The 13,897-nt window shown below is 72.2% G+C and carries 16 protein-coding genes; 11 read left to right on the top strand and 5 right to left on the bottom strand.

What is annotated here, in order from left to right:
• Positions 1–98: 98 nt before the first annotated feature.
• A complete protein-coding gene (locus tag ABFX54_RS28255; protein WP_346109582.1) occupies positions 99–1,220 on the bottom strand; it encodes a CobW family GTP-binding protein in 1,122 nt (373 codons plus the stop codon).
• 73 nt (positions 1,221–1,293) lie between these two features.
• Here ABFX54_RS28255 and rpmG point away from each other — a divergent pair, with 73 nt between their 5' ends.
• From rpmG to ABFX54_RS28210, 9 genes are all read left to right on the top strand, one after another.
• Positions 1,294–1,458 (top strand): 50S ribosomal protein L33, encoded by a 165-nt coding sequence (gene rpmG / locus ABFX54_RS28250; RefSeq protein WP_326641200.1) that lies wholly within the window; start codon positions 1,294–1,296, stop codon positions 1,456–1,458.
• Positions 1,455–1,688 (top strand): 50S ribosomal protein L28, encoded by a 234-nt coding sequence (gene rpmB / locus ABFX54_RS28245; protein ID WP_346109581.1) that lies wholly within the window; start codon positions 1,455–1,457, stop codon positions 1,686–1,688. The genes rpmG and rpmB overlap by 4 nt, the downstream gene beginning before the upstream one ends.
• Complete coding sequence (gene rpsN / locus ABFX54_RS28240) at positions 1,688–1,987, top strand: 30S ribosomal protein S14 (RefSeq protein ID WP_346109580.1); 300 nt, start codon at positions 1,688–1,690, stop codon at positions 1,985–1,987. The genes rpmB and rpsN overlap by 1 nt, the downstream gene beginning before the upstream one ends.
• 2 nt (positions 1,988–1,989) lie before the next feature.
• Positions 1,990–2,163: a 50S ribosomal protein L32 gene (gene rpmF, locus ABFX54_RS28235; protein WP_346109579.1), complete on the top strand. Its 174-nt coding sequence runs from the start codon at positions 1,990–1,992 to the stop codon at positions 2,161–2,163.
• A 573-nt stretch (positions 2,164–2,736) separates the two neighbouring features.
• Positions 2,737–3,879, top strand: coding sequence for an MFS transporter (locus tag ABFX54_RS28230; RefSeq protein ID WP_346109578.1), 1,143 nt, complete (start codon positions 2,737–2,739; stop codon positions 3,877–3,879).
• A gap of 145 nt (positions 3,880–4,024) precedes the next feature.
• A complete protein-coding gene (locus ABFX54_RS28225) occupies positions 4,025–5,539 on the top strand; it encodes an ABC transporter substrate-binding protein (protein WP_346109577.1) in 1,515 nt (504 codons plus the stop codon).
• Complete coding sequence (locus ABFX54_RS28220; protein WP_346109576.1) at positions 5,536–6,447, top strand: ABC transporter permease; 912 nt, start codon at positions 5,536–5,538, stop codon at positions 6,445–6,447. Before ABFX54_RS28225 ends, ABFX54_RS28220 begins: the two co-directional genes overlap by 4 nt.
• Positions 6,444–7,202, top strand: coding sequence for an ABC transporter permease (locus ABFX54_RS28215; protein ID WP_346109575.1), 759 nt, complete (start codon positions 6,444–6,446; stop codon positions 7,200–7,202). Before ABFX54_RS28220 ends, ABFX54_RS28215 begins: the two co-directional genes overlap by 4 nt.
• Positions 7,189–8,643 carry an ABC transporter ATP-binding protein gene (locus ABFX54_RS28210; protein ID WP_346109574.1) on the top strand — a complete coding sequence of 485 codons (1,455 nt, stop codon included), beginning with the start codon at positions 7,189–7,191 and terminating at the stop codon, positions 8,641–8,643. The genes ABFX54_RS28215 and ABFX54_RS28210 overlap by 14 nt, the downstream gene beginning before the upstream one ends.
• Before the next feature lie 40 nt (positions 8,644–8,683).
• Here the strand turns inward: ABFX54_RS28210 and ABFX54_RS28205 are convergent, their stop codons facing one another.
• The 3 genes from ABFX54_RS28205 to ABFX54_RS28195 all read right to left on the bottom strand — a co-directional run bounded on the left by ABFX54_RS28205 (position 8,684) and on the right by ABFX54_RS28195 (position 10,836).
• Complete coding sequence (locus ABFX54_RS28205) at positions 8,684–9,376, bottom strand: TIGR03943 family putative permease subunit (protein WP_346109573.1); 693 nt, start codon at positions 9,374–9,376, stop codon at positions 8,684–8,686.
• On the bottom strand, positions 9,373–10,395 hold the full coding sequence (locus ABFX54_RS28200) for a permease (protein WP_346109572.1): 1,023 nt from the start codon (positions 10,393–10,395) through the stop codon (positions 9,373–9,375). Before ABFX54_RS28200 ends, ABFX54_RS28205 begins: the two co-directional genes overlap by 4 nt.
• A 69-nt stretch (positions 10,396–10,464) precedes the next feature.
• Positions 10,465–10,836: a class I SAM-dependent methyltransferase gene (locus ABFX54_RS28195; protein WP_346109584.1), complete on the bottom strand. Its 372-nt coding sequence runs from the start codon at positions 10,834–10,836 to the stop codon at positions 10,465–10,467.
• A gap of 140 nt (positions 10,837–10,976) precedes the next feature.
• Here ABFX54_RS28195 and ABFX54_RS28190 point away from each other — a divergent pair, with 140 nt between their 5' ends.
• Positions 10,977–11,141: a hypothetical protein gene (locus ABFX54_RS28190; protein ID WP_346109571.1), complete on the top strand. Its 165-nt coding sequence runs from the start codon at positions 10,977–10,979 to the stop codon at positions 11,139–11,141.
• A 19-nt stretch (positions 11,142–11,160) separates the two neighbouring features.
• On the opposite strand, the gene ABFX54_RS28185 is transcribed toward ABFX54_RS28190, so the two are convergent.
• The gene (locus ABFX54_RS28185; protein ID WP_346109570.1) at positions 11,161–12,180 is read right to left on the bottom strand and encodes a hypothetical protein; all 1,020 of its coding nucleotides are present in this window, start codon (positions 12,178–12,180) and stop codon (positions 11,161–11,163) included.
• An 815-nt stretch (positions 12,181–12,995) separates the two neighbouring features.
• Here ABFX54_RS28185 and ABFX54_RS28180 point away from each other — a divergent pair.
• On the top strand, positions 12,996–13,892 hold the full coding sequence (locus tag ABFX54_RS28180) for an AraC family transcriptional regulator (protein ID WP_346109569.1): 897 nt from the start codon (positions 12,996–12,998) through the stop codon (positions 13,890–13,892).
• Positions 13,893–13,897: the final 5 nt, after the last annotated feature.

Raw genomic sequence — 13,897 nt, 5'->3', positions numbered from 1 at the left:
CATCGTCCAGCGCACCCCCTGGCTCAAGTAACCTCTACGACCCCGCGCCCACCCCCCGCAGAAGACCGGGGGTGGGCGCTCGGTTATGCGCCAGGGCTTCACGCGATCTCCTTGAGGTCGAGGATGGGCGCGAACGGGTCGTCGTGGCCAGGGCTTTCACCGTCGGCCAGCAGGCAGGAGTCGAGCAGGTCGTGCAGACGCTCGGCGTCGAGGTCGGGGCCGGTGAAGACCAGGTGCTGGAGCCGGTCGCCGTGCTCGGGATCCCAGTCGAGGGCGGCCGCCGCGCGGCGGGCGGGGGAGACGAGGTCCCAGGCGGCCTCGGGCAGGGCGGCCAGCCAGGGGCCGGTGTCCTCGACCGAGACGATGCCGGCGACGGCGTCCCACGCGAGGAGCTGCCCGGGGCGGGTGGCCAGCCAGAACCGGCCACGGGAGCGTACGGACTCGGTGACCAGCTCGTCCACGGCCTCGAAGAGGCGGCCGGGATGCAGCGGGCGGCGGCTGCGCCAGACCGTCGTGACGATCTCCTCGGTCGTGGCGTCGGCGGGCAGGCGGGCCGTGGCGGGGTCCACGCGTTCGGCCAGCTCGGCCGGGCACAGGGCCGGGCCGGTGACCGCCGGCAGGTCCGCCACGCCGTGCACCGGGGTGAGCGGGGCGAGGTGGGTGAGCACCCGCAGCGACAGCTCGTGGTCGTCCTCGTCCCCGCCGTGCAGGACCAGTCCGGTGGCGTACTCGACCTGCCTGGCCAGCACCTCGGCCAGGTAGCGCCGGTCACTCGCGGCCGCGGGCCGGCCGAGCTCGCGCAGGCGTTCGCCGCGGGTGAGGTCGCCGGGCAGGTCGCCGGCGTCCAGCGCGGTGAGCACGGCGGTGAGCCGCAGGCCCTCCCGCACTTCGGCGCCGTCGATCGCCTCGGCGACCGAGCGCGGCTCGACCGCGTCCCACAGGTCCACGATCAGCAGTGACGCGCCGGGCGCCAGCAGAACGAGCCGGGGGAGCAGGTCCTCGCGGAGGGTGCAGCTCACGCAGCCGTGGGCGAGACGCACGTCGGCCGTCTCCAGCACGTTCCCGCCGTCGCGGACGATACGCCGTACGCGGCCACGGGTGATCTCGGCGAGATCGTGGTGCACGGCGACGGAGCCGGGACAGCGGGCCAGCAACTCGTCGACGGCGGCGGTGCGGGCCGCGCGATGCAGGCCGGCGACGAGGACGACAGGGGTGGACATCGAGCCTCCCAGTGGCGGAATGAAAATCATTGTCGTTATGCTGGCACAGTATCGCACGCCGAAAGGAACCGCTTTGGCAAGAAACGAGGTGCGACCCGTGATCAGACTCAAGTCCACGGCCGGCACCGGCTACACGTACGTGACGACCAAGAACCGGCGCAACGACCCCGACCGGCTCACCCTCCGCAAGTACGACCCGACCCTGCGGCGGCACGTCCTGTTCAGGGAGGAGCGATGAAGGTCTGTCAGCTCACCGGCGTCAAGCCGGTGTTCGGCAACAACGTCTCCCACTCCCACCGCCGCACCCGCCGCCGCTGGAACCCCAACATCCAGCAGCGCCGCTACTGGATGCCCGGCGAGGACCGCTACGTCCGGCTCACGCTCAGCGCCCGTGCGATCAGGACGGTCGACAAGATCGGCGTCGAGGCGGCCGTCGCGCGGATCCGCGCCAGGGGGGAGCGAATCTGATGGCGAAGAAGAGCAAGATCGCCGCCAACGAGCGGCGCAAGGCCGTCGTCGCCCGTCACGCCGTGCGGCGCGCCGAGCTGAAGGAGATCATCCGCACCGGCGCACCCCAGGAGCGTGCGGACGCCGTGCGCGAGCTGGCCCGCCAGCCGCGTGACGCCAGCGCCACCCGGGTGCGCAACCGTGACTCCGTCGACGGCCGTCCCCGCGGGCATCTGACCAAGTTCGGGCTGTCCCGGGTGCGCTTCAGGGAGATGGCGCACCGCGGCGAGCTGCCCGGCATCACGAAGGCGAGCTGGTAGCCGTGGCCGTGCCCAAGCGCAAAACCTCCCGCAGTAACACCCGGCACCGCCGCAGCCAGTGGAAGGCCGCCGTCCCGGAGCTCGTTCCGATCACCGTCGATGGCAGGCGGCTGCTCGTCCCGCGCCGTCTCGTCCGCGCCTACCGGCGCGGGTTGATCACGCCTCGGACGAGCTGATCGGGACCGCGGGGCTCGATGGGCCCCGCGGCACCTGATCGCTCAGCCGGGCTCATTCGTACGGTCCGTCCGGTACGTCCGTCCGCTCCACCCGGGAAGCGGTCATCTTGGGTGGGGCGTAGGCGTCCGTGTCTCGGGACTTCCGTGGGATCCAGGTGCCGGTCACCCCTACCCACGGTCAGTCGCGAACGCGATGAGCCTCCCTTTCGCGCGCCGCGCTCCTGCTCCGCCGGCGGTCCAGAGCCAGGCCGGCCACGGCCAGGGCGGCCGGCACCACGCCCCGCCGCCACCACGGGCGGCCGGAATCCCGGCTTGACGTAGTTGGCGAAGTTCGCGGAGAAGGCGGAGATCCGCAACGTCGCCTCGCCGAGCAGGAGGAGCGGCAGGTTCTGCGCGACCCGATTCACCGGTACAACCCCGTTCGCCTGGCCTCTCCAAGGAAGTCGCGTTTGCATGGCTTATGTGGCAAATGATAACCATTGTCATCATCGATGAAAGAGGTGACATGTCATCCGTTGGTGATCAGACGGCACGGGTGGTGATCAGTGAGCCCGCGCTCAGGGCGGGGACGGCGTGAGGGAGCTCTCCTGGGCCGTGCGGCTGCTGCTGGTCAACCAGTTCGGCGTCAACACCGGCTTCTACCTGCTGGTTCCTTACCTCGCCGGCCATCTCACCCAAGACCTGGGCCTGTCCGTCGCGGCGACGGGTGTCGTCCTGGGGGTGCGCAACCTCAGCCAGCAAGGGATGTTCCTCGTCGGAGGTTCGGCCGCCGACCGCCTCGGGGCCCGCCGGGTGATCATCGCCGGATGCGCGCTGCGCACCGTCGGATTCGCTCTGTTCGCGTTCGGGGTCACGGTGCCGCTGCTGCTGGCGGCCGCCGTACTCAGCGGGCTGGCCGGCGCCCTGTTCAACCCGGCCGTTCGCGCGTACATCGCGGCCGATGCTCCCGGCGGGGCCAAGACCTTCGCGCTGTTCAACGTGTTCGCCCAGGCGGGCGCGTTGTGCGGGCCGCTGCTGGGCGGCGTGCTGCTGCTGGTGGACTTCCGGGCCGCCGCCCTCACCGCCGCGGCGATATTCGCGGTGCTGACCCTCGCGCAGACACTCGTCCTGCCCGCGCGCGAAGTGCCGCCCAGCGGCGCCTCGGTGCTGGGCGACTGGCGGCGCTGCCTGACCGACCGGCGATTCCTCGCCTTCACCCTGGCCCTCAGCGGCATGTTCGCGCTGCAGAACCAGCTCTACCTGGTGCTGCCACTGGCCGCCGAGCAGGCGACCGGCATGCCGAGCTCGGTGGCCCTGCTGTTCCTGGTGTCCACCGTGGCGACCCTGCTCTTCCAGGTCCGGATCACCAAGCGCCTGGAGGCGGCGACGAGCCCCGGCCGCGCGATGTCGCTGGGACTGGCCGTGATGGGCGCCGGGTTCCTCGCGCCCGCCGCGCTGCCGGGGCTCGGCCCGGTGCTGGTGGCGGTCCTGGCCCTGGCCTTCGGCGTGATGATGGCGCAGCCGTTCGTGTACGAGCGGATCAGCCGGTTCGGCGGCGAGTCGCTGACCGGCACCTACTTCGGCATGTTCTACCTGGTCTCCGGGGTGGTGGCCGCCGCGAGCACCGCGCTGATCGGCTGGGTGGGCACGGCCGGGGCCGCGGTGTGCGCCGTCATCGGGCTGGCCTGCGCGACGCTCGTGCTGGTCCAGGAGCGGCGTACGGCGGCACCGGCGTGAACACCCGTACCCACGACCGGCGTACGGCGGCACCGGCGTGAACACCCGCACGCACGACCCGCCACAACCCCGAACGAAACCGCGCGACGGCTCGCCCTGTCCGCCGGCCGACCCCTGTCACCCGTGCTCGCAAAGGACTCACACCATGCACGACCACCCCACCCGCCGCGGTTTTCTCGGCCTGACCGCCGGTGCCGCCCTGCTCGCCGGATGCGGCACCGCCACCACCTCCTCCGGCGGTTCCGGGGGGAGGCTGCGCGCCGCGTTCGCCGGCGGTGGCGCCACGGAGGTGCTGGACCCGCACCTGGCCAATCTGTTCGTCGAGGCCGCCCGCGCCAAGGCCCTCTACGACAAGCTCGCCGACCTCGGCCAGGACGTCTCGCCGCAGCCCCGCCTGGCCGAGAAGTGGGAGCCGAACGCCGACTTCACCGTCTGGCGCATCACCCTGCGGCAGGCGCTGTTTCACGACGGGCGGCCGGTGCGGGCCCGGGACGTCCTGGCCAGCTACGCCAGGATCGCGGATCCGGGCAGGACGTTCCGCGCCAGGTCCAGTCTCGCGCTCATCGACCTGCCCAACAGCCGGGCCGTCGACGACCTCACGGTCGAGTTCCGCCTCAGGCGGCCGTTCGCCGAGCTGCCCAACGTGCTGGCGGCGTTCGGCACCTCCATCGTCCCCGAGGGGGCCACGGACTTCAGCAAGCCGGTCGGCTCGGGCCCGTTCTCCTTCGTGTCCTGGCAGCCGGGCCGTTCCGTGCTGCTCAAGCGCAACCCGGACTACTGGGAGGGCGCGCCGTACATCGACGAACTGGAGTTCCTCATCGCCAACGAGGAGTCAGCGCGGGTCAACGCGCTCCTGGGCGGGCAGGTCGAGTACGCGCACGACCTCACCCCCGCCACCGCCCGGCAGCACGAGGGCCGCGTCACGATCGTCCGCGCCCCCAACAGCGCGATGCAGGCCTTCGCCATGAAGGTGGACCGCGCCCCGTTCGACGACAAGGATCTGCGCGAGGCCCTGTTCCTGCTCACCGACCGGCAGCAACTCGTCGACACCGTCATGCCCGGAGCCGGGCAGATCGGCAACGACCTGTTCGGCAAGGGCTACCTGCATTACGCCTCCGACATCCCGCAGCGCACGCTCGACGTCGACAAGGCCAAGGCGTTGATCAGGAAGGCGGGAGCCGAAGGACGCACCATCGAGCTGACCACCTCGACAGCCGCGGCCGGCTTCGTCGAGGCCGCCACCGTCTTCGCCGAGCAGCTGCGCGCCGCCGGGCTGAAGGCCGAGATCCGCAACGGCAGCAAGGACACCTACTGGGCGGACATCCTCACCCAGGGATCCATCGCCAGCTTCCGCTCCGGTGCCATGCCGATCGAGACGCACATCGCCCAGAGGCTCCTGTCCACCTCGACGACCAACACCACGAAGTGGGCGCGGCCGGAGTTCGACGCACTGTACGAGACGGCCGTCTCGGCGCGCGACGCCGCAGACCGGGAGAGCGCCTACCTGAAGCTCCAGCAGATGCTGCACGCCGAGGGCGGGCTGCTGGTGTGGGGATTCGCCGACTGGATCGTCGCGACGTCGCCGAAGCTGAGCGGCGTGCGGGCGGCGCCCGCGAACACCCTGGACTGGGCCCGGTTCGACAAGGTGAAGCTGGCTTGAACCTGACCCGCTACGCCGCCCGCCGGCTCGCCATGGGCCTCCCGCAGATCGCCGGCGTCGCCTGCCTGGTGTTCGTGATGGCGGAGGCACTGCCCGGCGACGCCGCGGTGACGCTGGCCGGTGACCAGCCGGACCCGGCGCGGATCGAGCGGATCCGCACCGAGCTCGGCCTGGACCGCCTCTTCGCCGAGCGCTTCGCCGCCTGGGCCGCCGGCCTGACGCGCGGCGACTTCGGCGCCTCACTCGTCTCCGGCCGCCCGGTCGCCGAGATCGTGCTGGACGCGCTGGCTCCCACCGCCGTGCTGGCCGGGCTCACCGTGCTCCTGCTGGTGCCGCTGTCGATCCTGCTCGGCGTGGCCGCCGCGCTGCGGGAAGGGAGCCGGCTCGACCGGGCGCTGTCCGCGGCGAGCACCGCGCTCTACGCGGTTCCGGAGTTCGCGCTGGCCATCGTCCTGGTGACGATCTTCGGCGTGACGCTGGCGTGGTTGCCGCCGACCGGGCTCGGCGGCCTCACCGCCGCGGCCCTGGTGCTGCCCGTGACGGTGCTGCTGGTCCGTCCCGTCTGCTCCACCGGGCGGCTGGTCCGCTCCACGATGATCGACGTGCTGGCGTCCCCGTACGTGAGACACGCCCGGCGTCTGGGCCTCAACTGGTTCGCGCACGCGCTGCCCAACGCGCTCGCGCCGGCCGTACAGCACCTGACCAGGACCGTCGACTGGCTGCTCGGCGGCGTCATCGTGGTGGAGGCCGTCTTCGTCATCCCCGGGCTGGGCGGCACCCTGGCCGACGCGGTCGGCCACCGGGACCTGCCGGTCCTGCAAGGACTCGCGCTGCTGTTCGCCGCCACGACCGTCCTGGTCAACCTGCTCGCCGACGTCGCCGCCTTCCGATTGGCCCCACGCGCATGAGGTTTCTGCTGCTCGGCGTGCCCTTGTCCATCGCCCTCGTGGGGCCGTGGCTCGTTCCCGGCGACCTCGGCCGCGGTGCGCCGTTCGCCGATTCCGGCCTGCTCGGCACCGACTTCGTCGGCCGCGACGTGTGGCACCAGGTGCTCCTGGGCGGACAGGGTCTGGTGCTGACGGCCGTGCTCGCCACCGGCGGCGCCTACCTGCTGGGCGCCGCTTGGGGCCTGGCCGCGGCGACGACGCCCCGGCTGGTCGACGAAGCCCTGATGCGCCCGCTCGACGTCCTCATGGCGGTGCCGTCGCTGTTGCTGCTCCTGGTGGTGGCGACGCTGGCTCCCGGCGGAGCGCTCGTCTGGATCGTCATGCTGGTCCATCTGCCCGACATCGCCCGCCTGGTCCGCGCCTGCGCGCTGGAGATCGGCTCCCGGCCGGCCGTGGAGGCCATGCGGATGCAGGGCGAGAACCCGTGGCGGATCGCCACCGGGTTCGTCGCGCCCGCCATGGCCCGCGTGCTCGCCACCGACGCCGGTACCCGGCTGACCGGATCGATGTACCTCATCGCCGCCGTGAGCTTCCTCGGCGTCGGGGTGCCGCCGGACGCCGCCGACTGGGCGGTCATGGTCGACCGCAACCGGGGCGGCCTCTTCCTCAACGCGTGGGCGGTCCTCGCCCCCGCACTGCTGATCGTCATGCTGGCGGTCGGGCTGAACCTCACCCTGGACCGCGTGCCGAAGAAGGCAGATCATGATCGAAGTTGACCGGCTGACGGTCTCCGTCCCCGGCCGGATCCTGGTGGACGGAGTCGGCTTCGCCCTGCCCGCCGCCCAGACGCTGGCCCTGGTCGGCGCTTCGGGGAGCGGCAAAACGACCACCGCGCTCGCGCTGCTCGGCGAGCACCCGGCCGGAGCCGGGGTCACCGGCCGGATCGCCGTGGCCGGGCACCAGGTCACACCCGGGCGGCCCCCGGCGCCCGGGACCGTCGGCTTCATCCCGCAGCACCCTTCCGCCGTGCTCAACCCGGTGCTGCGGATCGGCGCGGTGCTCCGCCAGATCGCGGCGCGGCACGGCACGAGCGTCCCCGACGCCCTGCGCAAGGCGCGGCTCCCCGAGGAGCGAAGCTTTCTGCGCCGCTTCCCGCACCAGTTGTCAGGCGGGCAGCAGCAGCGGCTCGTCCTGGCGCACACGCTGCTGGCCGGCCCGTCCGTCATCGTCGCCGACGAACCCACCACCGGCCAGGACGCCATCACCCGGGCCGAGGTGGCCGCCGAGCTCGTCTCACTCAATGTCGCCGTCGTCCTGCTCAGCCATGACCTCGACCTGGTGCGGGAGCTGGCCGACCAGGTCGTCGTGCTCAAGGACGGGCGGGTCGTGGAGTCCGGGCCGGCGGTGCTGGACACGCCACGCAGCGAGTACGCAAAGGCGCTGGTCAGCGCGCGACCCCACGTGGCCGAAACCCGCAGGAAACCGCACCCGATCCTGACCGTCGCCGGTCTCGGAACGGAGGTCCTGCGCGAGGTGACGCTCGACGTCGCCCGCGGCGAACGGCTGGCCGTCGTCGGTCGCTCCGGCAGCGGGAAGACGACGCTCGCCCGCTGCGTCGCCGGGCTGCGCGCCTGGACCTCCGGGAGCGTACGGCTGGACGGCCGCCCGCTACCGCCCTCCGGCCGCCGCGGCCGCGCCGACCTGGCGCGGCTGCAGTACGTCCCCCAAGACGCCCGCGCCTCGTTCGACCCTCGGCGGCCCGTGGTGGAGCAGGTCGCCAGGACCGCGGTACGGCTGCGCGGATCGACCGCGCCCGCCGCGCGCGAGGACGCCTTCGCGACCATGGCCTCGCTCGGGCTGAGCCACGAGATCGCACGGCGCCTCCCGGAGCGGCTGTCCGGGGGCGAGTCGCAGCGCGCCGCCCTGGCCCGCGCCCTGCTCGCCCATCCGGAGGTGCTGATCTGTGACGAGATCACCTCCGGGCTCGATCCCATCACCGAGGCGGAGGTCCTCGGCCTGCTCACCGGCCTCGACGTGACCCTGATCGTCATCAGCCACGACCTGCCCATGGCCGCGCGGCTCGCCGACCGGATCGCGGTCGTTCACGAGGGCCGCCTGATCGAGCACGGCCCAGCGGATCAGGTGCTCCGCACCCCGTCCCATCCCGTCACCCGCGCGCTCGTCAACCCGACGGAGGACTTCCTCCATGCTGGGTGATGTCCACCCGGCCCGCACCGCGGGCTCCTGGACGGCACCCCTACTCGTACGGCTCCGCCGGCCGCCCGACGGGGGTCACGGCGGTCGCGGCCAGGGCCGGAACCACGTAGTCGTCCGGCACCCCGTCCGGCCACGGAACCCAGGTGCCCGTGACCGCCACCCACGCGTCCTCCGGCGGGGCGGCCGCCCCCTGGACGGCGACCTCCAGGGCGAGCGCGTCGGCGGCGCAGCAGCCGATCCGCATCCGGGTCAGATACCAGCCTCCGCCGTCCCCGGCCCGTACGGTGAAACCGACCAACCGGACCTTCCGGCCGGCGAGCGACGGCCCCGGCCGGGCGTACGCGCGCCCGATGAACTCGCCCAGCGTCAGCTCGGTCACCTCGCCTCCCGCCAGCAGCCGATAGCCCTCCGCCCGGACGGGCGCCGGCGGGCCGTCGTCGCGCCTGGCCGCGAAGGCGCCGAGCGCGGGCGGAGCGATCAGCACGATGACGAACGCCGGAACGGCCAGCAGCCACGCCACCCGCGTGCCGTGGTGATCGGCGCCACCGGGCCGGTCCAGCACGTCGGCGACGACGGACAGCAGGCCGAGCAGCACCAGCACCGTTCCGGCCGCCACGAGCGGCGGCCGGAACCCCGGCCTGACGTAGTTGAGGTACGTCGTGGAGAACGCGGAGACGCTCAGCACCGTCGCGCCCAGGATCAGCAGCACGGCGCCCTGCGCCTGACGGCTCACGGCAGCGCCCAGCCGGCGACGAAGCTGAACCCGATCGCGAGGACCAGCGTGAGCGGCGCGAACCGCGCGGTGAAGGCCCGGCCGAAGGTGCCCGCCTGCAGGGCGATGAGCTTCAGGTCCACCATCGGCCCGACCACCAGGAACGCCAGCTTGGCGGTGGGGGAGAACGCGGTGAACGACGCCGCCACGAACGCGTCGGCCTCGGAACAGATCGACAGCAGCACGGCGAGGAACGCCAGCACCAGCACGGACACGACGGGCACCCCGGCCACCGCCGTCAGCCAGTCACGTGGGATCACCACGTTCAGCGTCGCCGCGGCCAGCGCGCCGGCCACCAGGAACCCGCCGGCGTGCAGCAGGTCATGACGCATCGTGTCCACGAAGACGCTCCCCCTGCCCGCGCGGGTCCCCACGGTGCGGCGGGGCGCCGGCAGCCACGCGGCGCGCCCGAACCGGGCCCAGATCCAGCCGGCCAGCACGGCCACCGCCAGTGAGGCGGCGAACCTGGCCACCACCATCGACAGGTCGTCGGGAAAGGCCACCGCGGTGGCCACCAGCACCACCGGGTTGATCGCCGGGGAGGCCAGCAGGAACGCCAGCGCCGCCGGCGGCGCCACACCGCGCGCCATCAGCCCGGAGGCTACCGGCACCGACGCGCACTCGCAGCCGGGCAGCACCGCCCCCGCCAGACCCGCCACCGGGACCGCCGCGGAGGTCCGCCGGGGCAGCGCCCTCGTCCAGAATGAGGCGGGCACGAACGCGGTGATGGCCGCCGACAGCGCCACGCCCACCACCAGGAACGGCAGCGCCTGCACGCACACCGCCACGAACACGGTCGCCCAGGTCCGCAGCGCGGGATGCGTCAGGTGCGGCGCGAGCAGGAACCGTCCCGCCACCAGCAGGGCCACGAGGACGATGAACGCCCACGGCAGCCGGAACCCGGGCTCCCGCGGCCGGTCACTCCCCAGGACCGGCCGATCCGCCGCACTCGGCCGCGGCCTGTCGGGAATGATTCTCATTTCCGGGAGTGTCCTGGGAAGCGTCGCCGGAGTCAAGTTCAACGCCAGGCACCCGAGAGAAGCCCGCGGCTACGTGATCGCGATGAAGCCCTCGAAGGCGAGATATTTCAGGATCGCCGGTAGTGCAGCGTCGTGATCAGATCCTCGAGCCGGGCGCCGGGCGCCAGGACCTTGTCGAACATGAAGAAGGCCCCGCCGGGACGCAGCGCCCTGGCAGATCCGGCGCGGCACCTGCCGCCGCAGCCCCGGCGGCAGGAAGTGCATGGTCAGGTACGCGACCACGAAGTCACACTGCTGGAAGGCGATCTCGGTGAGGTCGCCCGCCACGACCTCGACGTTGCCGAGACCGGCGCAGTGCTCGCGGGCGGCCCCGACCATCGCGGCCTCCCGGTCGACCCCGATCCAGTGGGTCGCGCCGTTGGCCGGCCCGTGGGTGGCCAGCCGGCGCAGGAGCTGGCGACGCCGCCACGTTCGACCCGCGAACTGGCACGTTCACCTGGGACACCGGCCAGGCGGCCACCGCCCGTGTCACGGCGCCGCCCGGTTGTCCGCCCGACCTGCTCTCCTGGACCGTCCACGCGGTGGAGCGCGCCGGGTACCGCGTCAGCGAGCGAGACGCCGAGGTCGACGCCGAGGTCGACGCCGAGGTCACGGTCGAGGCGCGGGCGTCCGGCGGCCGGCGGGTCGGCCCGCACCGGCTCGACTCGGTGACGGCGCTGGTCGCCCGCCTGCGCGACGGCGGCTGACGGATCGTGACGCCGAGGGCTACTTCCGGTAGACGCCGATGGCCCACTTCACCGGCCGGTTGGTGGACTCGCCCCAGAACCCCACCCGGCCCGTGACGGTGACCCGCTTGCCCTTGGGGACCGCGAACTCCTCCATCGCCGTCGGGAACGGGCCCTCCTTCCAGACGCCGCAGCCCGAGCGCGTGGGCGACTCCTCGTCGCCGACCTGATATTCGAACCACATGCGTCCGGCCAGCTCGCCCGAGCAGATCTGGTCGATGCCGATGGGGTCGCCGGTGCCCACCACCTGCATCTCGATCTTCGACTCGCCCGGCCAGGTACCCCTGAACTGGGCGACCATCCTCTTGCCGGCCGGCCGCTCGGGCATCGCCCTGACCGACTCGGGGGTGACCGTCCTGGCGGGCGGGATCCACTCGTAGACGGCGAGGTCCCAGTCGGACCGCCGGGGCTCGACCGGCTCGCACGGCCCGTTCCTGGTCCGCATGACGCAGCCCCCGCCGGAGGTGGTCCGGTCGAACGTGACCGCGACCTCCTTGGCGTCCTTCGGCACGATCAGCGGCCGCAGCTCCATGTCCTCGGGGCACGGTGAGAAACCGCGCGGGCCCGTGTTCCTGCCGTTCACCAGGACCCGTGGCGACGCGCCGGCCTCGCCGTCGCACCGCGCCGCGACGTCCAGCGGCTCTCCGGAGACCGGGGTCGTGACCGAGGTCTTCACGCCCGACGCGACGAGCCTGGTCGTGGCCAGCCGGCGGTAGACGGTGCCGTCGGGGGCGGTGTAGCGCTCGGGCAGGCCGGACGCGGGCTCGGCGGTCACCGTCGTCGCGGGTGGCGGCTCCTCGGGCGTACCGGGAAGCAGGGCGACGATCAGCACGACGGCGGCCATCGCCGACGACACCGACACCGCCCCGCCCGCCATCGCCCGCCTGCGCAGCCGGCGCCGGCGGATGCGGGCGCGGACCTCGTCGTGGCGGTGCGGGTTCGCGGGCGACGGCCCCTCGGCCCGCTCCCGCAGGACGTCACGCAGATCTTGTACGGTCACCGGCGCAGCTCCCTCAGCATCGCCTCGTCCTGTCGCAGCTTCGCCAGCGCCTTCGCGGTCTGGCTCTTGACCGTGCCCTCCTGGCAGCCCAGCAGCCCGGCCACCTCGCGTCTCACCGGCCGGGTCGTGCGGCGGCGCCTCGCGGTGCCTCGAACGCCGCCCGCCGCGGACGTGAGGCGTCCCGTTAACCTTCGGACCATGACATACGGTCATGAACCTCTGGACAGGCTCGCCGCCCTTGTCCCCTCGCCATCGTCGCCCCCCTTTTAGCGCGCGCCTGGAATGAAATTTCCCGATCTCGGATTACGCCTTCTCGGCAAACAGGGTCGTGCTCCAGCGGCTCAGGAAATGGTGGCCGTCGGGAAGCATGAGTGGGCGTCCGGCAACCGATATCGCAGTAGCCTGCTGGCGCAGGGCGCGAATACTCATCTGCTGGTGTGTGAAAGGTGGTGGTCGCCGCGAGTCTCAGTGCGACCCGGAGTCCGGACGCCCGCCGCCGCCCTGACGACTGGGTCGCCATGGCATGACGCAGCCTGCGAAGGCGGCCTCTGGCACCAGGGACCCGCGGGCCGAGATCCGAGTTTATCCGCGTATCCGCTCAGGCGTGAATTATTTACAAGTACTTGGAACTGTCCGGATCCGCGTTTACAGTATCGCCGCCTGTCGCTAGCCTGCTGACCGCAGGAGGAAGAGTTGCCAGAGTGTGCAGGGAGCGTGATGCGGTGAAAAATGTCAATGCACCGGAACGAGAATGCGCCGCGGGCTTATCGATAAAATATCCGGCCGTCGCCGCGGAGGTCGACCAGTTACGAGAATTGCTGGAGCAGCAGTACCCGTCGTACTTCCTGCACATCATCAAGCCCCATCCGAGCGGCGCTCGCTACCAGTTGCTCCACACGGGAAAGGCCACGCTCTACACCGCGTCCTACGGCGGAGAGATCCGCACCGGGACGTCGGAGTCGATGAACTTCTACGCGATCATGCCGCTGCGCGGAGCCGGCGAGGTGGCGATCAACGGGGAGGACGTCTCCGCGCCGATCTCCCTCATCGGCCCCCAGCAGAAGATCGACATGCGCTGGAGCATCGACCACGAAGTCATGGTGATGCAGATCCCGTCGGCACTGCTCCAGGAGGCGCTGGAGCCCTACCTGGGTGATCCGGTCAAGGAGCGGTTGCGGTTCGAGCCGAGGGCCGACACCGGCAGCGCGCTCGGCCGCACGTTCAGCATGTTGTCGTCGATCGGCGCGGCAGGTTCGCTGCCGTTCTCGGCCTCGCAGCTCGCCGAGCACCACTTCGAGCAGTTCCTGCTGCACACCCTGCTCTCGTCCCAGCCGCACAACTACTCCCACGAGCTCGGCCGGCCCCCCGCCTCGTGGACCTCCGCCGCTCTCCGGCGGGCGATCCGCTACTGCGAGGACCACGCCGGCGAGCCGATCACTCTCGCCGACATCGCCGCCGCCGCCAGGGTCAGCGTCCGCACCCTCCAGCTCGGCTTCCGCGAGCAGCTGCAGACCACCCCGATGGCCTACCTCCGCTCCGTACGGCTGGCGCACGCCCACGCCGACCTGGTCCACATCGCCGGCACGGACAGCCCGGCGACCGTCACGGACGTGGCACTCCGGTGGGGGTTCACCCACCTCGGCCGTTTCGCGGCCCTGTACCGGCAGACCTACGGCCGGCCGCCGTCCAGCACCCGGCAAGGACGCCGGTGAGCAGG

The organism is Nonomuraea maheshkhaliensis, assembly GCF_039529435.1.
GTDB lineage: Bacteria > Actinomycetota > Actinomycetes > Streptosporangiales > Streptosporangiaceae > Nonomuraea > Nonomuraea maheshkhaliensis.
The sequence above is the reverse complement of the archived record's forward strand: the minus strand, read 5'-3'. Positions and strand labels throughout refer to the sequence as shown.

What these genes read in the sequence shown, in the direction of transcription:
- ABFX54_RS28200 (WP_346109572.1), bottom strand. Translation starts at nt 10,395, where the DNA reads ATGAGAATCATTCCCGACAGGCCGCGGCCGAGTGCGGCGGATCGGCCG.
- ABFX54_RS28215 (WP_346109575.1), top strand. Translation starts at nt 6,444, where the DNA reads ATGAGGTTTCTGCTGCTCGGCGTGCCCTTGTCCATCGCCCTCGTGGGG.
- rpmB (WP_346109581.1), top strand. Translation starts at nt 1,455, where the DNA reads ATGAAGGTCTGTCAGCTCACCGGCGTCAAGCCGGTGTTCGGCAACAAC.
- ABFX54_RS28210 (WP_346109574.1), top strand. Translation starts at nt 7,189, where the DNA reads ATGATCGAAGTTGACCGGCTGACGGTCTCCGTCCCCGGCCGGATCCTG.
- ABFX54_RS28255 (WP_346109582.1), bottom strand. Translation starts at nt 1,220, where the DNA reads ATGTCCACCCCTGTCGTCCTCGTCGCCGGCCTGCATCGCGCGGCCCGC.
- ABFX54_RS28225 (WP_346109577.1), top strand. Translation starts at nt 4,025, where the DNA reads ATGCACGACCACCCCACCCGCCGCGGTTTTCTCGGCCTGACCGCCGGT.
- rpsN (WP_346109580.1), top strand. Translation starts at nt 1,688, where the DNA reads ATGGCGAAGAAGAGCAAGATCGCCGCCAACGAGCGGCGCAAGGCCGTC.